Below are 22,916 nucleotides of genomic sequence, written 5' to 3'. Positions count from 1 at the left end.
AGAATAATCTTTGGGTATATCCCGTATTTCTAATAGGAAAGGAGTCTTATACATGGGGAAAGTTATAGTTTTAGATCATCCACTAATTAAACATAAACTTACATTTATTAGGGACAAGAATACAGGTTCTAAAGAATTTAGAGAGTTGGTAAAAGAAGTGTCCATGCTAATGGCATATGAAGTGACTAGAGATTTACCGCTGGAGGAAATAGAAATAGAAACTCCTATAACTACCACAAAAGGACAGATAATTTCAGGAAAGAAATTAGGACTAATACCTATATTAAGAGCTGGATTAGGCATGGTAGATGGAATGCTTAGTATACTTCCTGCTGCTAAAGTTGGTCATATAGGACTATACAGAGATCCAGAAACATTAAAGCCAGTAGAATATTACTGTAAACTACCCTATGATATTGAAGAAAGGGAATTAATATTATTAGATCCAATGTTAGCCACAGGAGGTTCAGCAACAGCAGCTATAGATTTTTTGAAGGAAAAAGGTTGTAATTCTATAAAACTAGTTTGTTTAATTGCAGCTCCGGAAGGAATAGATGCAGTACAAAAAGCTCACCCAGATGTAGATATATATGTTGCAAGTATAGATGAAAAATTAAATGAAGATGCTTATATAGTTCCAGGCTTAGGAGATGCAGGAGACAGATTATTTGGAACTAAATAGATTAGGGCGGCTATAGGTCGCTCTATTTTTAGTATTCATAAATTATTGACTTATTCGCTATTCTAATATAAAATTTTATAAGAATACTATAAAAGGAGCGAAATAGAATGGAGTATATTATTATGCCATTTATTATATCATTAGCTTTATCATTATCCATGACTCCAGTAGTCAAAAAAATAGCAGTAAAACTTGGTGCAATGGATGTTCCTAAAGATGAAAGAAGAGTACATAAAAAGCCTATGCCTTTAATGGGAGGCTTAGCTATATATATATCGGTTATTATCACTTCGCTGATATTCCTTCCCTTAAATAAGACTCTCATCTCTATTTTAATTGGAGGAAGTATTATATGTGTTTCAGGAATAATAGATGATATAAAGGATTTAAGTCCTAAGATGAAATTGGTATTTCAAATAGTGGCAGCTATTGTATTGATTATTGGAGATGTTAAAATAGATGCAATAACTAATCCATTCACCAAAACTACTAAATTGATAGAACTAGGTGTTTTTTCCATACCCATAACTATATTTTGGGTAGTAGGAATTACCAACACATTAAATTTAATAGATGGATTAGATGGATTAGCTGCAGGAGTAGCTATGATAGCTAGTTTATCCTTTTTGTTTGTAGCTGGAAAGTTTAATTATGTACCGGTAATGATAATTTCTTCCATAATAGCTGGCAGTTGTTTAGGATTTTTACCTTATAATTTTAACCCAGCTAGTATATTTATGGGTGATACAGGGGCATTGTTTTTAGGATTTATGTTGGCAAGTTTATCTATAGAAGGAGTTATGAAATCGGTAGCTACCATTGCAGTAGTAGTTCCTATTATAATTTTAGGAGTTCCTATATTTGATACTACCTTTGCCATATTTAGAAGATTATTAAATGGTAAATCAATAGCAGAAGCAGACAAGGGGCATCTTCATCATAGACTGCTTAAAATGGGATATTCTCAGAAAAAAACTGTGCTTATATTATATGGAATTAGTGCCATATTTGGAATATGTGCAGGATTAATAGCTAAGACCAATAGTAAAAGGGCTGTTATAATGTCCATAGTAGTGTTTATTATAACAATATTATTAGCAGGAAAAATGGGACTTTATAATTCTAAAAAGGAGGAATAAGATGAGCAATATTAAAGTATTGACTGTATTTGGGACAAGACCTGAAGGAATTAAGATGGCTCCTATAATAAAAGTAATGGAGAAAACTGAAGGGATTGAAAATATCATATGTATAACAGCTCAACACAGAGAGATGTTAGATCAAGTGTTAAATATATTTGATATAGAGCCAGATTATGATTTAAATATATTTAAACCAGGACAAACTTTAACGGAAATAACGACAAGAGCATTGGAAGGATTAGAAAGGGTAATAATAGAAACAAATCCTGATGTATTACTGGTTCAAGGAGATACCACTACGGTGTTTTCTGGAGCTTTGGCAGCTTTTTATCAAAAGGTAAAAATAGGGCATGTGGAAGCAGGACTTCGATCAGGAAATCTATATTCCCCCTACCCTGAAGAAGCTAATAGAAGACTTACAGGTGTTCTAACTGATTTTCATTTCGCACCTACAGAGAACAATAGACAAAATTTATTAAGGGAAGGTTATCCTGATGATAGGATATTTATCACAGGAAATACTGTTATAGATGCCCTTAACTATGTAGTAAAAGAGGACTATGAATTTAAAGATTCAAAATTAAACAGTATAGATTATAAAAATAAAAGGGTGATACTTTTAACCTCCCATAGAAGGGAAAATATTGGAAAGCCTATGGAAGATATATTTTCTGCTGTAAGGGATATAGTTAACAAATATTCTGATGTGGAATTGATATTTCCCATTCATTTAAATCCTAAAGTTAGAGATATAGCACATAGAGTATTTGATAATCAAGAGAGAGTACATATAATAGAACCCTTGGACTATGAACCGTTTACAAACCTAATGGCTAGATCCTATTTAGTAGTTACAGATTCAGGAGGACTTCAAGAGGAAGCCCCTAGCTTAGGAAAACCAGTACTGGTAATAAGGGAAGAGACTGAAAGACCTGAGGGAATAGAAGCAGGTACTGCAAAATTAGTAGGTACTCAATATGATAATGTTTATAGGGAATTAGATATTTTATTATCCAATGAAGAAGAATACCATAAAATGGCTAATGCAGTAAATCCCTATGGAGATGGGAAAGCATCAGAGAGAATTGTAGATATAATATCCCAAAATTATAAGTATAGTAAATAAAATTAAAATTATGCTTAAAATGCAACAGGCATAAAAAATATTTGCAATATTGTATGTTATTATATATATTTATATTTATGTATGTTTTTATAATATGTTATTGTATTTATATTACATTGTAGGAGTGTTTAATTTGAGCAAGAAGAAAAACAAAAATATGTACAAAAATTTAGTTTTTATAACTCAAGTAGGTTTATCTATTATAGCTCCTATATTATTGGGTGTTTATTTAGGTGATTTATTGGATAAGAAGCTTAATAAGGATATGATATTTAAATTGATATTTATACTTATAGGTGCAGGAGCTGGTTTTTTAAATTTATTTAAGCTTATAGATAAAAAGTAATATCACAGGAAGTGAGATGATGTTTAACGACGAAAATATAGTAGATACTATAATAAAACGAACTATTATACTAAGTTTTATAATTATTGGAATAATAATTATTGGAATAAAGAATCCAGAGCCCTTTGTATTAGGATATATATTTGGAGTAAGTGTTAATATACTAACCTTTAAACTTATGGAAAAATCTATAGAAAAAGCTGTAACTATGGAACCATCAAAGGCATATGGATATTCAGTAAAACAATATATGATAAGATATCTTATATATGCAATAGTTTTAACTGTAGGTGTATTGGCTGATTATTTAAGTATTTTGACAATAGTTTTAGGGCTTTTTATGATAAAAATTGTTATTTTGTCTATGGCAGTTGTTGATCAACTTAAAAATAAATTTAAATAATGCTTAATCACTTTTAAGAAATTTGTTATAATATTAATTATGGGAATTTGAAAGGAGGTTGAGAAAAATTTGACAATTGAGTTTGTAGTAAATATGTTTGGGAAAACATTTGTCATACCAGAAACTGTTGTAAATGTATGGCTCATAGTTATTGTATTATTTATATTTGCTTTAATTGTAAATAGTAAAGTGAAAAAATTAAAGGTAGATGAAAAGCCTTCAAATTTCTTAAATGTGATTGAGATGTATGTAGAGATTATAAACAATTTAGTTAAAGATACTATGGGTAAGAAGCATATAAAAAGTTTTGGACCCTATATATTTACCCTCATGACATTTTTGTTATTTGCTAATTTAATTGGTTTAATAGGTTTTACACCACCAACATCAGATTATAGTGTAACCCTTACATTGGCTTTAATAACATTTACATTAACCCAATTCTTTGGGCTTAAGAACAATGGTTTTGTAGGGTATTTAAAAGGATTTACTGAACCTATAGCTCTTTTAACACCACTTAATGTTATAGGTGAAATAGCTAATCCTGTATCTCTATCTTTCCGTTTGTTTGGAAATGTAATGGCTGGAACACTACTTATGACATTAATTTATAATGCAGTAGGATTTTTTGCACCATTAGTTGCACCACTACCTCATGCTTATTTTGATATATTTTCAGGTGTATTACAAAGTTTTATATTCACCATGTTAACCATGGTGTTTATAGGTGGAAATTTAGATTAATCTTTTAAAATTTGGAAGGAGGAAATAAAATGTTACAAGGAATAACTAGTGAAGCTTTTATATTAGGATGTTCAGCAATAGGAGCAGGTCTTGCTATGATAGCAGGTATAGGACCTGGAATTGGGCAAGGTCATGCAGCAGGTAGAGGAGCAGAAGCAGTAGGAAGACAACCAGAAGCACAAGCTGATATTGTTAGGACTATGCTTTTAGGTCAGGCAGTAGCAGAGACAACTGGTATATATGGCTTAATAATAGCTATAATACTACTATTTGTTAGACCACTATTAACAGCATATTTAAATCTAGGATTATAATTACATCCAAGGGGCCCTCAGGGCTCCTAATTTAAAAAAGCCTTATGAAAAGGAGGTTTCATAATGGATATACAAGTAAGAGTCATACCAGATTTCGTTTCTATGATCTTAGTCCTGTTAGCATTCTTAGTGCTATTACTTATACTTGGGAAATTATTATATAAACCAGTTTCAGAAGCATTGGAAAAAAGACGTGAAAATATACAAAAAAATATAGATGATGCAAAAGCCTCTAAGGAAGAAGCATTAGCTTTAAAAAAAGAATATGAAACTAAAATACTAGAAGCTAAGAAGGAATCTCAAGAGATAATAGAGCAAGGCAGAAAACGAGGAGAAGAAGTTAGAGAAAGCATTATAATTGAAGCAAAAGAAGAAGCAAATAATATAATAGAGAAGGCAAAAAAGGAAATACAAGTAGAAAAAGAAAAAGCTATTTTGGATGTACAGATGAAGGCAGGAGATATGGCAGTTTTAATTGCATCAAAAGTAATAAAAGAGAATATAGATATGGCAAAACAACAGGATTTAATAAACAAATTTGTAGATGAGGTAGGTACAAAAGAATGGCAAAATTAATAAGTAATAGATATGCCTATGCTCTATTTGAAGCTGGTTTGGAATTAAATAAATTGGATGAATTTAAAAAGGATCTTGAAATTATAGTTCATACATTGGATATGGAGCCACAAATTCAAGATATATTATCCCATCCAAAAATTTCAAAGAATGAAAAAAAGGATTTTGTATCAAATGTATTTGGGAAAATGGTATGTCAAGAGATGATAAACTTTTTATATGTCATAATAGATAAAAGACGTGAAAGCTATTTTATGAGTATATCTAATGAGTTTAAAAAGTTGTTTAATGAACATGAAAATATTTTAGAAGTTACTGCTATAACAGCGGTACCTATGGACAAAAAGGCACAAGATAGATTAAAAGTAATACTTGGCAACAAAATGAATAAAACAATAAACTTAAGAAATGTTGTAGATAAAGATATAATAGGAGGAGTACTACTAAGAATAGAAAACAAAATCATAGATGGAACCATAAAAGGGCAGTTAGAATCAATGGAAAAAGTTATAAAGAACGTATCATTATAGGAAAGCTGGGGTGATAAAATGGCGTTAAGACCAGAAGAAATTAGTTCTGTTATAAAAGAACAGATAAAAAGATACGAAAAAAAGCTTGATATGGTAGATGTAGGTACTGTCATCCAAGTAGGAGATGGTATTGCAAGAGTTCATGGACTAGAAAGATGTATGGCTGGAGAATTAATTGAATTTCCTGGAGAAGTATATGGAATGGCACTAAATTTAGAAGAAGATAATGTAGGTTGTGTGCTATTAGGTCCTGATAAAGGTATAAAAGAAGGAGATATAGTTAAAAAAACTGATAGGATAGTAGAAGTCCCTGTTGGGGATGTAATGATAGGTAGAGTAGTAAATGCCTTAGGGCAACCTATAGATGGTAAAGGACCTATAAATGCTAAAAAATTTAGACCTATTGAAAGAATAGCTCCAGGGGTTATTACTAGGAAATCTGTAGATCAACCTTTACAGACTGGGATAAAAGCTATTGACTCCATGTTCCCTATAGGTCGTGGGCAAAGGGAACTTATAATTGGAGATAGGCAAACAGGTAAAACTGCTATAGCAGTGGATACTATAATAAATCAAAAGGATCAAGATGTTATATGTATATATGTAGCCATTGGACAAAAACAATCTACAGTGGCTCAAATAGTAGATGTGTTTGAAAAAGAAGGTGCTATGGATTATACAATTGTAGTTTCAGCTACAGCTAGTGAGTTAGCACCATTACAATATATTGCGCCTTATGCTGGAGTGAGCATGGGGGAAGAATTTATGGATCAAGGCAAGGATGTACTTATTGTGTATGATGATTTATCTAAACACGCTATAGCTTATAGAGCTATGTCCTTGTTGTTAAGGCGACCACCTGGAAGAGAAGCTTATCCAGGGGATGTATTCTATCTTCACTCAAGATTATTGGAGAGGTCAGCAAAATTAGATGAAAAATATGGAGGAGGAAGCATTACAGCTCTTCCTATTGTAGAAACATTAGCAGGAGATATTTCAGCATACATTCCAACCAATGTTATATCTATAACTGACGGGCAAATATTTTTAGAAACTGACCTATTTTTTGCAGGGCAAAGACCAGCTATAAATACTGGACTTTCTGTATCTAGGGTTGGAGGTGCTGCTCAAATTGAGGCTATGAAGAAAGTAGCAGGAAGTTTAAAATTGGAATTAGCCCAATATAGGGATTTAGCAGCTTTTGCTCAATTTGGTTCAGAATTGGATAAAGATACTAGGGAAAGGTTAGCTCAAGGGGAAAGAATAATGGAGATATTAAAGCAACCTCAATATAGACCAGTAAGTGTGGAACATCAAGTTATAATACTATATGTGGCACTAAATAAATATTTAACTGATATACCAGTAGATGAAATTAGCCAATTTGAAGGAGATTTTTTAAACTTTGTAGATAATAATTATCCTGAAATAGTTGAATCTATAAAGGAAACCAAGGATTTAACAGAAGAGACAGAACAGAAAATAATAGAAGCTATTGAAGAATTTAAAAAGAGTATTTAATATTCCCTAAAATTGGGGGTGGATTAATTGGCTGAAACAACACGGGATATTAAAAGACGGATACGAGGAATATCCAACACTAAGCAGATAACTAAGGCTATGGAATTGGTATCTTCAGCAAAGCTTAAAAAAGCAAGGGAAAAGATGGCAAAGTCTAGACCATATTATAATACAATATATGATAATATAAAACAGGTTTTAAGAGAAACAGGAAATATTAAGCATCCTTATTTAGATGTAAGAGATGTGAAAAATTCCTTATATATAGTTATAACTGCTGATAGAGGTTTAGCAGGAGGATTCAATTCTAATGTTATTAGGAAAGCAGAAGAAAATATTAGAAATAAAAAAGATAATATTTATCTAATAACAGTTGGATTAAAGGGTAGAGAATATTTTAAAAGAAGAGGATATAAAATAGCAGGTGAATTTGTAGGTATGACAGAAGAGCCTGATTTTTCTCACGCACAGGATATAGGTAAAATAGTAATGGATATGTTTGAAAAGGAAGAAATAGATGAAGTATATATGGTTTATACTGAATTTATTACTACCATTTCACAAAAGGTAAAAAAATTGAAATTGCTTCCTAGTGAAGCAATAAGAGAAGGTGTTAGTAAAAAAGGAACTGTAATAGAGTTTGAGCCTTCTCCAGAAGAAGTATTAGACTATTTGATTCCAAAATATATTGAATCTGTAATATATGGGGCATTAATAGAATCATCTAGCAGTCAACAAGGAGCTAGGCGAACAGCTATGGAATCAGCAACGGATAATGCAGAAGAGATGATAGAAGAGCTAGAATTAAGCTATAATAGAGCTCGTCAAGCAGCTATAACTGCAGAAATTTCGGAGATAGTTTCAGGTGCTGAAGCTCTTAAATAATGGAGAAAGGAGTGGAGATATGAAAAAGAACATAGGAAAAATAGTCCAGATAATAGGCCCCGTAGTGGATATTAGATTTAGTGATGAAAATTTACCAGAGCTATTAAATGCTATTGAAATAGATAATCATGGGGAAAGATTAGTTGTAGAAGTAGCCCAACACATTGGTGATAATACCGTTAGATGTGTAGCAATGGGTACTACAGATGGTCTTATAAGAGGTATGGAAGCAGTTGATACAGGGAAACCTATAACAGTACCTGTTGGAAAGGAGACTTTGGGCAGACTATTTAATGTATTAGGTGAACCTATAGATGAAAAAGGAGAAGTAAAAGCAAAACAAACATTACCTATTCACAGACCTGCACCATCTTTTGAAGAACAAGAAACTTCAAGAGAAATATTTGAAACGGGTATCAAAGTAGTAGATTTAATTGCACCTTATTCAAAAGGTGGAAAGATAGGATTATTTGGAGGAGCTGGAGTAGGTAAAACTGTTTTGATAATGGAGCTTATAAATAATATAGCAATTCAACACGGTGGTATTTCTGTATTTGCAGGAGTAGGAGAAAGAACCAGAGAAGGGAATGACCTTTACTACGAAATGATTGAATCAGGAGTTATAGATAAAACTACTCTAGTATTTGGGCAGATGAATGAGCCACCAGGATCAAGAATGAGAGTTGGACTTACAGGACTTACTATGGCAGAATATTTTAGAGATGTAGAGGGGCAAGATGTATTATTATTCATCGATAATATATTTAGATTTACCCAAGCTGGTTCAGAAGTTTCGGCTCTTTTAGGTAGGATGCCTTCAGCAGTAGGTTATCAGCCTACATTGGCAACAGAAATGGGTGCACTTCAAGAGAGGATTACCTCTACAAAGAAAGGTTCCATAACTTCAGTGCAAGCTGTATATGTACCTGCTGATGACTTAACAGACCCAGCACCAGCTACTACATTTGCACACTTAGATGCTACTACAGTATTATCAAGGCAAATAGCTGAACTAGGTATATATCCAGCGGTAGATCCACTAGATTCAACTTCAAGGATTTTAGATCCAGAAGTAGTAGGTGAGGAGCATTATGAAGTAGCTAGAGGTGTACAAGAAGTATTACAAAGATATAAAGACCTACAGGATATAATAGCTATATTAGGAATAGATGAGCTTTCGGATGAAGATAAGTTGACAGTTTCTAGAGCAAGGAAGATTCAAAGATTTTTATCTCAACCATTCTTTGTAGCAGAACAATTTACAGGAATGAAAGGGAGATATGTACCTATTAATGAAACTGTAAGAGGTTTTAAAGAGATATTAGAAGGAAAACATGATGATGTCCCTGAGCAAGCCTTTTTTATGGTAGGAACCATCGATGAAGTATTGGAAAAAGCTAAGAAGATGGAGGGATAATTCATGGGTTTTATGTTAAAGATAGTAGCTCCTGATAGGGAATTTTTTTCTGGAGAAGTGGATAGAGTAATAGTTCGGGGAATAGAAGGAGATTTGGCTGTATTAAAAAACAGAGCTCCAATTGTTACACCTTTAGCCATTGGGAAAATTAGGATACTTGAAGGTGATAAAGAAAGAATTGCAGCAGTTACAAATGGGTATTTAAGTGTAACTAAGGAAGAAACTACTATTATTACTGATGCTGCTGAATGGCCTGAAGAGATAGATGTAGAAAGAGCTAAAGAAGCAAAATTAAGAGCAGAAAAGCGGTTAAAAGAAATGCCTGAAGGTTTAGATATAGCTAGGGCTGAATTAGCTTTAAAGCGAGCACTAAATAGGTTAGAAGTGGCAAATTTAAAAAAATTTGACGATGGTAAATTTAAATAATAAGGTATAAAAAGTACCCTTTCTTGGCAATACTTTTATCATAAGGAAAGGGTACTTTTTTTATGATAAAAATGTTTTGTCCCCCTTTACATTTTTATCATAATGCCCTTCCTTGATATGATAAACAATTTTAAAAATTTTAAGTTGGAGGGAAGGGTATGAAAAAGTTTAAATGTTTGATATTGTTGGGAATTGTAATTTTTTTGTCTATTCCAATAGTTAGCCTATCTAAGGGAAATATAGAAGAAGAAAATCTATTAATGGAGATCCTTAGGGATTTAGGAGGAAATTTTGTAGAAGGAGATGTGGATATAGGTGGTGTTATTATAGAGGATTTTGTAGGGAAAGAGGATTTAAAACATATTGGAGATGGAATAATTGAAGAATTAGAGATTAATAATTTGGATGAACAAAATTATTGGGAGGAATGGGTAGAAGAAAAAGGATTTATTCAATTAATAGTTCAAGGTTACGATAATGACAAAAATCAACTGACATTTACATTATCCTCCTACAAAGATGAAGATATAAAGGAAACATCTTTATTTATTAATTTAATAAAAAGGGAGCAATTTGTTGAAATTAATGATATAATAGAAAAGATAGAAAAAATATTTTATAACTATGATAAACCTATAAGTATTACTACTTGTATAGTTGGAACTTTTAATGATAATTTAAAATTAAATGAAAGAGAAAATATGATATTAAAAGGAGTTAAAAATTATAAAGGAAAAATAATAGAAAAGTATAAGGATCAAGAAATACTAAGTTTTTCAATATATACTCCTTATATTGAAGATTATATATATACAGGTAGCAACAAAATGAATTTAAATATTGCAATAAGATATGATGAAGAAGAAGGTAAAAGTTATATTTGGATAGGAACACCTATAATTACTATTGGCTATTAGAAGTAGGAGGGGATTTGCTTGGATAAGATAATGGTGGAAAAAAGTCCTCCATTGAAAGGAAATGTAAGAGTAAGTGGTGCTAAAAATTCTGCATTGCCAATTTTAGCTGCCTCACTATTGGGGACAGAAGATATAATATTAGAAGAAGTGCCAAGATTGAAGGATGTAGATGTAATATGTGAAGTATTGACATGTCTTGGAGCAAAAGTAGAATTTTTGGATGAAGGAATAATTAAGATTAATTCAAAAAATATAGATAATTATGAAACTCCTTATGAACTTATGAGTAAAATGAGAGCTTCTTTTTTGGTTATGGGGCCTTTATTGACCCGCCTGGGAAAAACTAAAACTTCTCTACCAGGAGGATGTGCCATTGGTACTAGACCGATAGATTTGCATTTAAAAGGTTTTAAAGCTCTAGGAGCAGAGATAGATGTGGATCATGGAAATATTGGTGCTTATGCTAAAAGGTTAGTAGGAGATAGGATATATTTAGATTTTCCCAGTGTTGGGGCTACAGAAAATATAATGATGGCAGCAGTAATGGCTGAAGGGGAAACTATAATAGACAATGCTGCTATGGAACCAGAAATAGTGGACTTATCTAATTTTTTAAATAAATTAGGTGCAGATGTTAAAGGTGCTGGTACTAGTACTATTAAAATAAAGGGAGTAAAAAAATTAGGAGGAGCTACTCATTCTGTAATTCCTGATAGAATAGAAGCTGGAACTTTTATGGTAGCTGGTGCTATAACTAAGGGAGATGTGGTGGTTGAAAATGTAATTTCGAACCATATTAAGCCAGTGATTGCAAAATTAAGAGAAGTAGGTTGTAAAGTATATGAAAATGGAGATAGCATAAGAGTAGTGGGAACGGATAAACTAAAGGCTACAGATATTAAAACATTGCCTTATCCAGGTTTTCCTACAGACATGCAAGCTCAATTTATGGCATTGATGACCATTTGTGAAGGGACTAGTGTTGTAATAGAGACTGTATTTGAGAATAGATTTATGCATGTAGACGAATTAAAAAGAATGGGTGCAGATATAAAGATAGATGGCAGATCTGCAATTATACAAGGAGTAGATAGCCTTATGGGAGCTCCAGTTAAAGCTACTGATTTAAGGGCAGGAGCAGCATTAGTATTGGCAGGGTTAGTTGCTGATGGAATAACTGAAATAGGAGATGTATACCATATAGATAGAGGCTATGAAAAGATAGAGGAAAAATTTAAAAGATTAGGAGCGAATATATATAGAGTTGAAAAATAGGCATTAATACATAATATTTAATTTTAATTTGATGCCTTATAAATTTTAAATTAGTCTATTTAGTTAAAAAAGCGCGTATGCGCTTTTTTTGTTATAATTTTACTCTTCCAGGCATATTATATTTTATACTTAAGTTAAGGAAGGGGGAAACGATGAAAAAATTTGGTATATATACTGTAATATTTTTAATTGTTACCATAATTCTTCCAACTGCCATAGTTAAAACCTTTAAATTTGTACCTATAGAAGATAAAATCAATATGGATTCTAATGAATTTGAAAAGGAAATAAAAAAGGAGCAACAAAAGTGGACAAAAGGAGAGATTGAGGAAATATTATTAGATGGAAATATAAAAGTATATGATACTAGAAATAATAAAGTTCATACTATGAATTTAGAGGAATATGTAAAAGGAGTAGTAGCAGCAGAGATGCCAGCAGAATTTCATATAGAAGCATTAAAAGCTCAAGCTGTTGCTAGCAGAACTTATGCTTTACATAGAAGTTTAAATTTCCCTGATGGGCACCCTGATCATATAGAGGCTCCAATTTGTACTGGTATCCATTGCCAGGCATATTTGACTTTTGAGGAATTAAAATCAATGCACCCTAAGGATTGGGAAAAAAAATATTGGCCTAAAATAGAAGAAGCAGTAAAATCCACAGAAGGGCAAGTATTATACTATGATGGAGATCTAATAGAACCATTATATCATTCAACAAGTGGAGGAATGACAGAGGATGCTTTGGATGTATTCCAAATAGACAGACCTTATTTAAAACCTGTACCGAGCCCCTTTGAAGAAGAAGCACCTAAATTTAAAACAATAGTAACTTTAACAGGAGATGAATTTATAAAAAAGCTTCTAATGAAATATCCGGGTTCTAATATTACCAAAGAGAACTTAGGAGAAAAAATAAAATTAGTAGAAAAGACTAAATCAGGTAGGATAAAAAAAATAGCCATAGACGGTACAGTAGTAAATGGACGAGAAATAAGAGATTTGTTTGAATTAAATTCAACCAATTTTACCATAACATATAATCCTAAGACAAATATAGTGGAAATAGAAACCATTGGATATGGTCATGGAGTAGGTATGAGCCAATGGGGAGCCAATGGAATGGCTAAAAAAGGCAGTAATTATGAAGAAATATTAAAACATTTTTATACAGGAGTGGAAATTGGGCAATTTACATTACACAAAGGAGAAAACAAAACTGAAAATAAAAATTAGTGTGATAGTGAATCTTTTCCACTTATTTTAGTCCTGGTTATAAACCCAGGATTTTTTTATGTAAAATGTATTAAATAGATATATGTGGAAATAATAGTTAGTGGAGGTGGAGAAATGAAAAAGTTTATGGAGAAAAATGGATTTCATATTATTTTATTTATTTGTATAGGTATTTTAGTTGTAATAGCAGCTAGGATTAATAAAGAAAATAAAGATAAAAAAGAAAATATATCACATAAAGAAGAATTCACTATAGTAGATGAAGAAAAAAAAGAACCTTCTATGGAAAGCACCCATATGGAGGAGTTTATCCCTGAGGAATATTTAAAAAGAAGATATACAGAAACTTTAGGGGAAAGAGAAGAGGAAAAAGAAGAAGAAAATGAAGAAGAACAACAAGAGCAACAAGAGCAACAAGAGCAACAAGAGCAACAAGAAGAAGAACTAAAACTTGTAATAGAGGAAAAAGAACCTTTAGAGGATATGCTTATGACACCCCCAGTAGATGGAAAAATAAGTACTATATTTACTACTGACAACCTAATTTATTCTGAAACATTAGAAAAATGGACCAGTCATAAAGGCATAGATATATTAGCTGAAGAAGGTGCAGAAGTTAAAGCAGCTTTATCTGGTACCATAATGGAGGTATATGAAGATAAACTTTGGGGAATAGTAATAATAATGGATCATGGAGAAGGGCTTATGACTAAATATGCAAATTTAGCTACGAAGGATATGGTAGTAAAAGGGCAGAAAATTGCTAAAGGAGAACCAATATCAAAAGTGGGAAATACAGCTGCTATTGAGATGATGATGGAACCTCATTTACATTTTGAAGTTATAGAAAATGGTATAAACATAGATCCAATGGAAGTGTTACCAGTATTTAGCCAATTTCAATAGCATATATTTGTTCTAATAGAAAGTCAATGTGCATAAGTATTTATAAAAGATTAAAAAACCCAAAATTAAGTTTAAAGGGGGTTAATTATAAGTGAAGGATTATATAGAAGAAAGGGCACTAGAAATTGCAAAGTACATAATAAGCGAAAAGGCTACTGTTCGTCAAGCAGCAAGTGTATTTGGTGTATCTAAAAGCACTGTTCACAAGGATGTTACTGAAAGGCTCCCAAAGATAAACCCTCTTATAGCCTCTATGGTAAAGCAGGTTTTAGAACAAAATAAAGCTGAGAGACATATTAGAGGTGGTAAAGCAACTAAATTAAAATATAAGGCTGCAAGCGAGTAATAGGTTCTTAAGGGTATACCCCTTAGGGACCTTTTATTTTTTGAAAATTTTATATACTTAAGAAGGATATTTTGGATTTTTGTAGAAATATTTATATGTTATGATATATTAATTATATAGAATATATTATGATATACTATTACTATGTAGTAGATGATAAAAAGGGGGAAACAAATATGGCTTTTTTTAGGACTGATTTAGGCATAGATTTAGGAACAGCAAGTATATTAGTCTATGCAAAAAATAAAGGTATAGTTTTGAATGAACCCTCTGTAGTTGCTATAGATCAAGCTAGTGGTAAATTTTTAGCAGTGGGTGAAGAAGCACGAAAAATGTTGGGGCGAACTCCGGGAAATATAATAGCTTTAAGACCTATGAAAGATGGAGTAATATCTGATTATCAAATAACTGAAAGGATGTTGAAATATTTTATAAATAAGGCGGTAGGTAAATCTATTTTTAAACCAAGAGTTATAATATGCGTGCCTAGTGGAGTAACTGAAGTGGAAAAAAGAGCAGTATTGGAAGCTAGTATCCATGCAGGAGCAAGTAAAACTTTTCTAATAGAAGAGCCTATTGCTGCTGCTATTGGTGCAGGAGTAGATATAACAGAACCGAATGGGAATATGATTGTAGATATAGGTGGAGGTACTACAGATGTAGCTGTAATATCTTTAGGAGGTATAGTGATTTCTCGTTCCATAAAAATAGCAGGAGATGATTGTGATGAAGCAATAATTCGCTACATAAGAAAAAAACATAATGTGATGATAGGGGAAAGAACAGCAGAGGATTTAAAAATCAATATAGGTACAGCATTTCCTAGAGAAAAGGATGTATTTATGGAAGTAAGGGGAAGAAATTTATTAACAGGTTTACCAAAGACTATAACTGTATCTTCAGATGAATTATTGGAAGCTATGGAAGAGCCCCTATATCAAATAGTTGAAACTATTCACTTTGTATTAGAAAGAACTCCTCCAGAATTAGCAGCAGATATAGGGAATAAAGGTATACTTATGACTGGAGGAGGAGCATTGTTACATGGTATGGATAAATTAATTACCTCTAAAACAAAAATTGAAGTAAATATTGCAGATGATCCTATAAGTGCTGTAGCTATAGGTACAGGAAAAGCTTTAGATTGGGTGGATTTAATGGAAAATGATTTAGTAAATTCTGATTCTATAGGTACAAATAACTATTAAAGTTTATATTTTTTTGACGATAATTATAAATGAACAAATATTAACTTAGGAAGGAGATTTTAATGAATCGAGGACTCTATATTAGTGCTACATCTTTAGTTGCTAATCAAAAGAGATTAGATGTTTTAGCTAATAATTTAGCTAATGTAAATACTACAGGATATAAAAAAGATATATCTTTGATGGAAACTTTCCCAGAAAAATTATTATCCAGGATAAATGATAAAAGACCTAAAATAAGAGGAATAGGCGAAAATGAAATAGATTATGAACAAGATGGAGATGTGCATAGAGCTAGAACTCAAAAAGGATATTTTGTAGTTAGAACACCATATGGAGAAAAGAGCTATGTTAAAGAAATTCAATTTACAATAGATGATGATGGATACTTAAAAACATACTATAGGGACGATAGAGGAGAATATAAAACTGATTACGAAAATTACATAATTGATAGGACAGGAAACCGTGTTCAAGGAACTGGAAATTTGGAAGCATTACTTGAACAGATAGTATATTTTCCCCCTTCCCATGTTATAGGAACTATGAATGCAGGAGTTAATTTTAAAAGAATAGTTACTGATTATTCTCCTGGAGAATTAATAGAAACAGGAGGAACTTTTGATTTAGCTTTATTAGGAGATGGGTTTTTTCAAGTTCAAGGAGAAGATGGGACAACCTATTATACTAGAGATGGTTCCTTTATTGTAAATGAAGATGGATATTTGTCTACATTAAAAGGGGAAATAGTCATAGGGACTAATGGTCCAATAGAAATTGATGGAGAAGATGTAGAAATAGATGGCAATGGAGTAGTTAGAGTAGATGGTGATGAAGTAGGTACTATAAATGTAGTAAATATAGGCAATAAAGAATTTTTAAGAAAAATAGGCGATAATTTATATAGGATGGCTTTAGATAGAAATGGAGAAGAGATACCAGCAGAAGAAGAGCCCTTTGAAGGGCAAGTGTTGCAAGGATTTTTAGAAGGTTCCAATGTAAATGCCATAAGTGAGATGGTGGAGATGATTACTCTTTTAAGGGATTTTGAAGCTTCACAGAGGGCTGTTAGAGCCCAAGATGAGATGCTGGAGAAAGTTTCTAATGAAATAGGAAGAGTATAAAAGTATAAGGAGGGGTTACTATGAGAGCACTATGGACTGCTGCTACAGGGATGAGAGCCCAACAATTAAATATAGATGTGATTGCTAACAATTTATCTAATGTAAATACCACATCTTATAAAACATCAAGGGCTGAATTTAAGGATCTGTTCTATACCAATTTAAAGAGGAATAACATAGTAGATGAAGAAGGTAGACCAGTAAATTTAGAAGTGGGACATGGGGTTATGCCTGCAGCTACTAAAAAGGATTTTAGAAATGGCAGTTTTATTGAAACTAATGGTACTTTAGATTTAGCTATAGATGGGGAAGGCTTTTTTATGGTACAATTACCAAATGGAGATACTAGATTTACTAGAGATGGAAGTTTTAAACTAAGCGTAGAAGGTGACGAAGGAACACTTGTAAACTCTGAAGGTTATATAGTATTATCAGAGGATGGAGATGAGATAACTATAGATTCAGGATTAATGGATATATCTGTTGATGAATTGGGATATATTACAGCAGTGGATGAATATGGGGAGACAGTGGATTTAGGAAGAATTGGTTTATTTAAATTTGTAAATCCAGAAGGACTTCAAAGTGAAGGACTAAACTTATATAGTGTTACTCCATCTTCTGGCGAGGAAATACCCATAGAGCCTGATGAAATGCAAGGTAGAATAGTGCAAGGCTATTTAGAAGCTTCTAATGTTCAAGTAGTGGATGAAATGGTAAAGATGATTACAGCTCAAAGAGCTTATGAAATAAATTCTAAAGCTATACAAACATCTGATGAAATGCTTCAGCTTATTAACAATTTGAAGAGATAGGAAGGGATTTAAATGGAAATATTTAATAACATTTCAATAGGAGATTTGGAAGAGCCTAACATATTACATACTAAAATGGAAAGAATAGACAGTAAAAAAGATGATGAAGCTTTAAAAAAAGTTTGTAAAGATTTTGAAGCAATATTTTTGTCTATGATCTTTAAGCAAATGAAAAAAACAATTCCAGAAGGAGGTTTGATAGAAAAGAGCCTTGGCAGTGAAATATTTGAAGATATGTATATTGAAGAGATATCCAAAGAGATATCTAAAAGAGATGGTGGATTAGGTATACAAGAAATGTTATATCAACAGTTTAAACAAGGTTATGTAAGTTGGTAGGAGGTTAGTATAATGAGTAAAAAAGCTGCTTCTTTTCTATTAGTATTTCTAATCCTGTTTAGTTTTATAAATGTAGGGTTATGTGCTAAGAACAATTTATCTAGAAAAGAAGTGGAATCTTTAATAGAAGAAGTGGCAATTAAAAGAGGCATACCTAGTGTTATACTTAAATCAATAGCAAGTGTAGAATCTTCCCTTGAACAATTTGACAGAAGAGGAAGACCAAAAGTTAGCAGAGGTGGACATATTGGTATAATGCAGGTAAATGGAAAAAATAAGAAGTATAATTCAACTAAACTAAGAAATGATCCATTATATAATATTGAATCAGGAGCAGATCATTTGCTAGACAAATGGGAATATGCAAATAAAAATATGCCTCAAATAGGTAATATGGATCCTAACATATTGGAACATTGGTATTTTGCCCTATGGGCATATAATGGGCTATTGGATAGAAACAATCCTAATGCAAACTATAACAAAACTTATCAAGATAAGATATATAGAGTAGCATTAAAGGAATTTGGGCAGAAGATTACACCTATTGATAGAAAATATTTACCCAAAAAAGGAGTACCTAAAAAGGGTAAAAAAATTCCCACACCTAAAGTGTATCATGAAGGAGATATATTAAAATATAGCCCAGAAGATAAGGTAGTAGTAGATGGTAAAAACTTTTTATCCTTATTGGATAAACCGTATGGAAAAGAAATTGGAAGGGTAAAAAAAGATTCTACTATGACTATAATAGAAGGACCTAATTTAAATAATGGATTTTATTTTTACAAGGTTCAGGTAGATGGGAAAAAAGATATTGGTTGGGTTTATGGAAATTGGATATCTAAAGTAAATGATTCTTAAAAAGCAAACCTTCCTTCAGCTGTTAACAGCTAAAGGAAGGTTTTTCATACTTTTTTCAATTATTTTAGTATATTAAGGAATTAATGATATAATTTATTTTCCAAACATTGGATTTACTTGATAAGTCATATCCTTACCGTTTACTACAAATTCTATTGCTTTCATATTTTTTACTTCATTAGGATTATTACTAGGCTTGTTGTTGTATTCTATATATCTAATGCCATCTTCCACTTTAACATTGGTACCATTGCCACCATGAACAACCCATATACTTTTTCCAGTTTCTCCTGTTTCCACTAGTATATCATGAAGTAGTTGAGCTTCTAATGGATCTTTAAAGCCATTTTGTCCAAATATAGGAGTGTTAAGTATTAATACTATATGATCCTTGTCAGTGGTGGCTAAATCATTTTTAAGCCATATCCATTGATCTGGATTTGTAAGCCTTATACTTCCTTTGGAACTGTTGGCATCTATAAATAATACATTTCGATAATCTCTTTTTGTATAATTTATACCTGTATTTAATACTAATTTAGATTGTATACTTTTTATAAATTCTGTACTAGCTCCTCCCATGAATATATTTACATCATGATTATTAGCTCTATTTCTAATAGTGTTACTAGCGTTAAATCCAGCTACTTTATCTATATCAGGTTGAGATTTAGCCACCATAATTGAAAATCCTTCTGGAGTTTTTTCGCTTTTTGTATTTCTATCATCACTAAAGCTAGTAGGCTTTGGTAAATTACTGCTATCATATTTTGGCGGATATATAGCTGTAAGACCATCTATTAATACTTCACCAGAATGTTTTTTATCTGGATTTGTTTCTACCACATATATTTTATCTAGCGTAATAGGATATTTTACATTAGGAATATTTGCTTCTACATATTGCCAATCAGTGGAATCCAATGTTTTTGCAAAGTCTATATAATATTCCTTATTATTTGCATCCTTCACAATTCCTCTGAGCCAACTACCTTGTCCATCTCCTTTAACCCAAAGACCTAGTCTGATAGGTTCACCATTAAGGGTTAATCCCTTATTGCCAGCTGGTGTTAAATCTAGATATGCTGCTCTAGTTCCATCACCTTGAGAGAAGTCATATTTTATGACTGCACTATTATTTCCTTGTTTAGCTTCGGGACTTATTCCTACACTTCCGCTTACATATTCAGGGTAAGAGCTAAATTTAAAGTTGTTTGCATCCTCGAAACCTTCTACTGATACCCCACTACCACCAACGGAAATTAATATATTGTTTACTCCTTGACCAATTCTTCCAGTTACGGCACCTGAGCCTAATTTTTCTCCACTATAAAACACACCATTTTTTACATAGCCAATATCATTGGTTACAGTCCATTCTACATCTTCTGGATATATTTTAGCTTTAAATCCATTTTTATCTATGCCAGACAAACTTCCTAAGTTTCTTTGGCTATTTGTTGTTATATTAAATTTATCTATGCTTGGAGTAAATGATTTTACTTCATCTAACACTTTTATATCTATACTAGCAGTTAATCCATTGTAATTAGCAGTAACTGTAGCCTTTCCTTTAGATCTTGCTTTTAGGACATTTCCTTCCATTTCTCCTTCTATTCCTTCAAAGCTATATTGAGCTTCAGCTTGATTTACTTCAATTGGATTGTGATACTGATCATAACCCTTTATAGAAAATCTTCTAGAGGTATTTAAAAACATCTTATCATCATCAGTTACCACTTTAATATAACTAAGCTCTCCTTTAGGTGCATTGGAGAATACTCCTACACCATTAGGTACTCGACGTTCTGCTCCATCAGAAGGTTTATTTACTACCTTAGCAACCTGTTCATCTATAGGTTTTACTGCCATTGTAGTGGAGCCACCACCGTCTAAATTGATTGCATTATATGCACCTAAATCTTTTAAAATTTGTGCAAATATTTCTTGACTTACTCCTTTGAATAAAGTATGTCTACCATCTATAGTGGCAATTAAAAGTTCTTTTCCATCCTCTGTAATACCTATGCCTGTCCTAGGATGATCCCCTTTTATATTTATATTTGAATTAGTTATTTTTCCATCTTTAAGGATTATACTGCCTCCTCCAATGGCAAATTTAATATTTTCTAAATTTGGAGTAGTTTTGATGTCTAATTTAACCTCATCTCCTACATTGAAATTTTCAAGTAAAGGTTCTTTCCTATCTCCACTTACTGTGATTATGTATCCATCTTTCGGTATATCAATAGGAGGTTGTCCAATTCTTATTTCTTTAATTATATCATCTATTACTACTAGTTCTACAGTATCCTTATTATATCTATTACCAAAAGATTTATATCCCCAGTGTTTATTTAATAAAGTAACCATTTTCATATCAGCAGCTTTATTGATTAAATTTATAAGTACATTTTTTCCTGTATTTACATTAGTTAAACTCATTCTCCTATCGAAAAAGGTAATATCTGCTTTTTTATCCTTGTCTATATAAAAAGTAGGAAGTGCATAAGCTAATTCAATAGGAGATGATATTACTTCTCCATCTTCTATAAAGGTTCCCATTGGATGAGGCATAGGGCTAAAATTGAAGAAATCTCCATTGACCCCTGCTACTGCCTTTTTTTGATTTACCATATTGGAAACAGTAGTGGTATTAGATAATCCCTTATCATTCATAAGACCTTTTACTTCAGCATATTCATCTGTAAGATCCACTCTAACTACATTTATATTCCACCATCCTTTAGAAGTAAACTTTTTTATATTTTCGTATTTAATTCCTGATCCTAAATATTGAGATTCTACTGTTTCATGAATTACATAGGGCATCTTAGCTGCATCTGCAGTGATAGATGGTGTAGCTAAAGAAATAATAGTACATAAGAGTAGTAAAAATACAATAGATTTTTTAAAATGTTTGTTCATAATCATCACCTCTTCTAAATTTAAAACCATAAACTAAGTTCATCTTTGTTTTTGAGAGCTGTTAAAATATTATCCCTTGCACCAGGTATTTTCTTGTAGATGTCCATTAGTATATTGTGAATTTCCTCTCTTTTAGTTTTTTTGTCTACAGGGCAAGGGTTTTTTACTATAGGAATTTTATATTTGTTTACAATTCCCTTTATATCTTTTTCATCTAAGTACAAAAAAGGTCTTATAACATATATTTCTTTTCGTGTTAAAAAAGTTTTAGGGGGGAGAGTTTTTAATCTTCCCTCATAAAACATACTTAAAAAGAGAGTTTCTATAGCATCATCAGCATGATGACCTAAAGCCAACTTATTGAAACCTTTCTCTTTTAAAGCATTGTGGAGGGCTCCTCTTCTCATTTTAGCACATAAGGAACAGGGGTTTTTTTCTTTGCGAATATCAAAAACTATATTCTTTATATGAGTCCTTTTTAAATTAAAAGGTACATTTATGGATTTACAATAATTATCAATAGTTTTTACATCAAAATTATCAAATCCTAAATCTACTGTAAAAGCTTCTAATTCAAATTTTTTTGGACTGAAGTTTTGATATAATTTTAACGCTTTTAATAAAACTAAACTATCCTTACCTCCAGATACTCCAACCCCTATTTTATCGCCATCATCAATCATATTAAAATCTTGAATACATCGCCTAGTAAGACTTAATATTCTTTTCACAATATCCACCTTTCTACAAGAAGAGCTATTTATATATAGGCTCATGATATAATTATATAGTTTCAATATATCAATATTGTTACAGTAGTATTACAATACATTGACAATATTAG

25 protein-coding genes are annotated in these 22,916 nt (G+C 31.8%); 23 read left to right on the top strand and 2 right to left on the bottom strand.

Going from position 1 to position 22,916, the window contains the following annotated elements; translation table 11 throughout:
• Positions 1-52 precede the first annotated feature (52 nt).
• The 23 genes from upp (at position 53) to JL105_RS08200 (ending at position 19,144) form a co-directional block, all read left to right on the top strand.
• Positions 53-682 (top strand): uracil phosphoribosyltransferase, encoded by a 630-nt coding sequence (gene upp / locus JL105_RS08310; RefSeq protein ID WP_132028120.1) that lies wholly within the window; start codon positions 53-55, stop codon positions 680-682.
• A 107-nt stretch (positions 683-789) separates the two neighbouring features.
• The gene (locus tag JL105_RS08305; RefSeq protein ID WP_132028118.1) at positions 790-1,821 is read left to right on the top strand and encodes a glycosyltransferase family 4 protein; all 1,032 of its coding nucleotides are present in this window, start codon (positions 790-792) and stop codon (positions 1,819-1,821) included.
• 10 nt (positions 1,822-1,831) lie between these two features.
• On the top strand, positions 1,832-2,950 hold the full coding sequence (wecB, locus tag JL105_RS08300; protein WP_132028169.1) for a non-hydrolyzing UDP-N-acetylglucosamine 2-epimerase: 1,119 nt from the start codon (positions 1,832-1,834) through the stop codon (positions 2,948-2,950).
• A 133-nt stretch (positions 2,951-3,083) separates the two neighbouring features.
• Complete coding sequence (locus tag JL105_RS08295; protein ID WP_132028116.1) at positions 3,084-3,296, top strand: AtpZ/AtpI family protein; 213 nt, start codon at positions 3,084-3,086, stop codon at positions 3,294-3,296.
• 19 nt (positions 3,297-3,315) lie between these two features.
• A complete protein-coding gene (locus tag JL105_RS08290) occupies positions 3,316-3,699 on the top strand; it encodes an ATP synthase subunit I (protein ID WP_158280022.1) in 384 nt (127 codons plus the stop codon).
• Between the two features lie 69 nt (positions 3,700-3,768).
• The gene (atpB, locus tag JL105_RS08285; protein ID WP_132028112.1) at positions 3,769-4,443 is read left to right on the top strand and encodes a F0F1 ATP synthase subunit A; all 675 of its coding nucleotides are present in this window, start codon (positions 3,769-3,771) and stop codon (positions 4,441-4,443) included.
• Positions 4,444-4,472: 29 nt separating this feature from the next.
• On the top strand, positions 4,473-4,757 hold the full coding sequence (gene atpE, locus JL105_RS08280; protein ID WP_132028110.1) for an ATP synthase F0 subunit C: 285 nt from the start codon (positions 4,473-4,475) through the stop codon (positions 4,755-4,757).
• Positions 4,758-4,820: 63 nt separating this feature from the next.
• Positions 4,821-5,333, top strand: a complete 513-nt coding sequence (atpF, locus tag JL105_RS08275; RefSeq protein WP_132028108.1) for a F0F1 ATP synthase subunit B — start codon at positions 4,821-4,823, stop codon at positions 5,331-5,333.
• Positions 5,321-5,863, top strand: coding sequence for a F0F1 ATP synthase subunit delta (locus JL105_RS08270; RefSeq protein WP_132028106.1), 543 nt, complete (start codon positions 5,321-5,323; stop codon positions 5,861-5,863). Before atpF ends, JL105_RS08270 begins: the two co-directional genes overlap by 13 nt.
• A gap of 18 nt (positions 5,864-5,881) precedes the next feature.
• On the top strand, positions 5,882-7,384 hold the full coding sequence (atpA, locus tag JL105_RS08265; RefSeq protein WP_132028104.1) for a F0F1 ATP synthase subunit alpha: 1,503 nt from the start codon (positions 5,882-5,884) through the stop codon (positions 7,382-7,384).
• A 27-nt stretch (positions 7,385-7,411) separates the two neighbouring features.
• Entirely contained in the window at positions 7,412-8,269 is an 858-nt protein-coding gene (atpG, locus tag JL105_RS08260; RefSeq protein WP_132028102.1) for an ATP synthase F1 subunit gamma, read from the top strand.
• Positions 8,270-8,288: 19 nt separating this feature from the next.
• A complete protein-coding gene (atpD, locus tag JL105_RS08255; protein ID WP_132028100.1) occupies positions 8,289-9,686 on the top strand; it encodes a F0F1 ATP synthase subunit beta in 1,398 nt (465 codons plus the stop codon).
• A 3-nt stretch (positions 9,687-9,689) separates the two neighbouring features.
• Positions 9,690-10,112 carry an ATP synthase F1 subunit epsilon gene (gene atpC, locus JL105_RS08250; protein WP_132028098.1) on the top strand — a complete coding sequence of 141 codons (423 nt, stop codon included), beginning with the start codon at positions 9,690-9,692 and terminating at the stop codon, positions 10,110-10,112.
• A 158-nt stretch (positions 10,113-10,270) separates the two neighbouring features.
• Positions 10,271-11,029, top strand: a complete 759-nt coding sequence (locus JL105_RS08245) for a YwmB family TATA-box binding protein (protein ID WP_132028096.1) — start codon at positions 10,271-10,273, stop codon at positions 11,027-11,029.
• An 18-nt stretch (positions 11,030-11,047) separates the two neighbouring features.
• Positions 11,048-12,304 (top strand): UDP-N-acetylglucosamine 1-carboxyvinyltransferase, encoded by a 1,257-nt coding sequence (gene murA / locus JL105_RS08240; protein ID WP_132028094.1) that lies wholly within the window; start codon positions 11,048-11,050, stop codon positions 12,302-12,304.
• A 152-nt stretch (positions 12,305-12,456) separates the two neighbouring features.
• Positions 12,457-13,542 carry a stage II sporulation protein D gene (gene spoIID, locus JL105_RS08235; RefSeq protein WP_132028092.1) on the top strand — a complete coding sequence of 362 codons (1,086 nt, stop codon included), beginning with the start codon at positions 12,457-12,459 and terminating at the stop codon, positions 13,540-13,542.
• Positions 13,543-13,656: 114 nt separating this feature from the next.
• Positions 13,657-14,448 (top strand): M23 family metallopeptidase, encoded by a 792-nt coding sequence (locus tag JL105_RS08230; RefSeq protein ID WP_132028090.1) that lies wholly within the window; start codon positions 13,657-13,659, stop codon positions 14,446-14,448.
• 91 nt (positions 14,449-14,539) lie between these two features.
• Positions 14,540-14,794, top strand: a complete 255-nt coding sequence (spoIIID, locus tag JL105_RS08225; RefSeq protein WP_132028088.1) for a sporulation transcriptional regulator SpoIIID — start codon at positions 14,540-14,542, stop codon at positions 14,792-14,794.
• A gap of 176 nt (positions 14,795-14,970) precedes the next feature.
• Complete coding sequence (gene mreB / locus JL105_RS08220; RefSeq protein WP_132028086.1) at positions 14,971-16,002, top strand: rod shape-determining protein; 1,032 nt, start codon at positions 14,971-14,973, stop codon at positions 16,000-16,002.
• 62 nt (positions 16,003-16,064) lie between these two features.
• Positions 16,065-17,126, top strand: coding sequence for a flagellar hook-basal body protein (locus JL105_RS08215; RefSeq protein WP_132028084.1), 1,062 nt, complete (start codon positions 16,065-16,067; stop codon positions 17,124-17,126).
• A 20-nt stretch (positions 17,127-17,146) separates the two neighbouring features.
• Entirely contained in the window at positions 17,147-17,941 is a 795-nt protein-coding gene (flgG, locus tag JL105_RS08210; protein WP_132028082.1) for a flagellar basal-body rod protein FlgG, read from the top strand.
• A 12-nt stretch (positions 17,942-17,953) separates the two neighbouring features.
• Complete coding sequence (locus JL105_RS08205; protein ID WP_132028080.1) at positions 17,954-18,280, top strand: rod-binding protein; 327 nt, start codon at positions 17,954-17,956, stop codon at positions 18,278-18,280.
• Between the two features lie 12 nt (positions 18,281-18,292).
• Positions 18,293-19,144 carry a transglycosylase SLT domain-containing protein gene (locus tag JL105_RS08200; protein WP_132028078.1) on the top strand — a complete coding sequence of 284 codons (852 nt, stop codon included), beginning with the start codon at positions 18,293-18,295 and terminating at the stop codon, positions 19,142-19,144.
• Between the two features lie 93 nt (positions 19,145-19,237).
• Here the strand turns inward: JL105_RS08200 and JL105_RS08195 are convergent, their stop codons facing one another.
• Together JL105_RS08195 and JL105_RS08190 are read right to left on the bottom strand one after the other, a co-directional pair.
• Complete coding sequence (locus JL105_RS08195) at positions 19,238-22,072, bottom strand: phosphodiester glycosidase family protein (RefSeq protein ID WP_158280021.1); 2,835 nt, start codon at positions 22,070-22,072, stop codon at positions 19,238-19,240.
• A gap of 20 nt (positions 22,073-22,092) precedes the next feature.
• Positions 22,093-22,803: a tRNA lysidine(34) synthetase gene (locus JL105_RS08190; RefSeq protein WP_132028074.1), complete on the bottom strand. Its 711-nt coding sequence runs from the start codon at positions 22,801-22,803 to the stop codon at positions 22,093-22,095.
• Positions 22,804-22,916 lie beyond the last annotated feature (113 nt).

Origin of the sequence: Keratinibaculum paraultunense, from assembly GCF_016767175.1 — a bacterium.
Lineage (GTDB): Bacteria > Bacillota > Clostridia > Tissierellales > Tepidimicrobiaceae > Keratinibaculum > Keratinibaculum paraultunense.
The sequence above is the reverse complement of the archived record's forward strand: the minus strand, read 5'-3'. Positions and strand labels throughout refer to the sequence as shown.

Coding starts and splice junctions, on each gene's coding strand:
- upp (WP_132028120.1), top strand. CDS start 53: ATGGGGAAAGTTATAGTTTTAGATCATCCACTAATTAAACATAAACTT.
- JL105_RS08305 (WP_132028118.1), top strand. CDS start 790: ATGGAGTATATTATTATGCCATTTATTATATCATTAGCTTTATCATTA.
- JL105_RS08290 (WP_158280022.1), top strand. CDS start 3,316: ATGTTTAACGACGAAAATATAGTAGATACTATAATAAAACGAACTATT.
- atpE (WP_132028110.1), top strand. CDS start 4,473: ATGTTACAAGGAATAACTAGTGAAGCTTTTATATTAGGATGTTCAGCA.
- atpF (WP_132028108.1), top strand. CDS start 4,821: ATGGATATACAAGTAAGAGTCATACCAGATTTCGTTTCTATGATCTTA.
- JL105_RS08270 (WP_132028106.1), top strand. CDS start 5,321: ATGGCAAAATTAATAAGTAATAGATATGCCTATGCTCTATTTGAAGCT.
- atpA (WP_132028104.1), top strand. CDS start 5,882: ATGGCGTTAAGACCAGAAGAAATTAGTTCTGTTATAAAAGAACAGATA.
- atpD (WP_132028100.1), top strand. CDS start 8,289: ATGAAAAAGAACATAGGAAAAATAGTCCAGATAATAGGCCCCGTAGTG.
- atpC (WP_132028098.1), top strand. CDS start 9,690: ATGGGTTTTATGTTAAAGATAGTAGCTCCTGATAGGGAATTTTTTTCT.
- JL105_RS08245 (WP_132028096.1), top strand. CDS start 10,271: ATGAAAAAGTTTAAATGTTTGATATTGTTGGGAATTGTAATTTTTTTG.
- spoIID (WP_132028092.1), top strand. CDS start 12,457: ATGAAAAAATTTGGTATATATACTGTAATATTTTTAATTGTTACCATA.
- JL105_RS08230 (WP_132028090.1), top strand. CDS start 13,657: ATGAAAAAGTTTATGGAGAAAAATGGATTTCATATTATTTTATTTATT.
- mreB (WP_132028086.1), top strand. CDS start 14,971: ATGGCTTTTTTTAGGACTGATTTAGGCATAGATTTAGGAACAGCAAGT.
- JL105_RS08215 (WP_132028084.1), top strand. CDS start 16,065: ATGAATCGAGGACTCTATATTAGTGCTACATCTTTAGTTGCTAATCAA.
- flgG (WP_132028082.1), top strand. CDS start 17,147: ATGAGAGCACTATGGACTGCTGCTACAGGGATGAGAGCCCAACAATTA.
- JL105_RS08205 (WP_132028080.1), top strand. CDS start 17,954: ATGGAAATATTTAATAACATTTCAATAGGAGATTTGGAAGAGCCTAAC.
- JL105_RS08200 (WP_132028078.1), top strand. CDS start 18,293: ATGAGTAAAAAAGCTGCTTCTTTTCTATTAGTATTTCTAATCCTGTTT.
- JL105_RS08195 (WP_158280021.1), bottom strand. CDS start 22,072: ATGAACAAACATTTTAAAAAATCTATTGTATTTTTACTACTCTTATGT.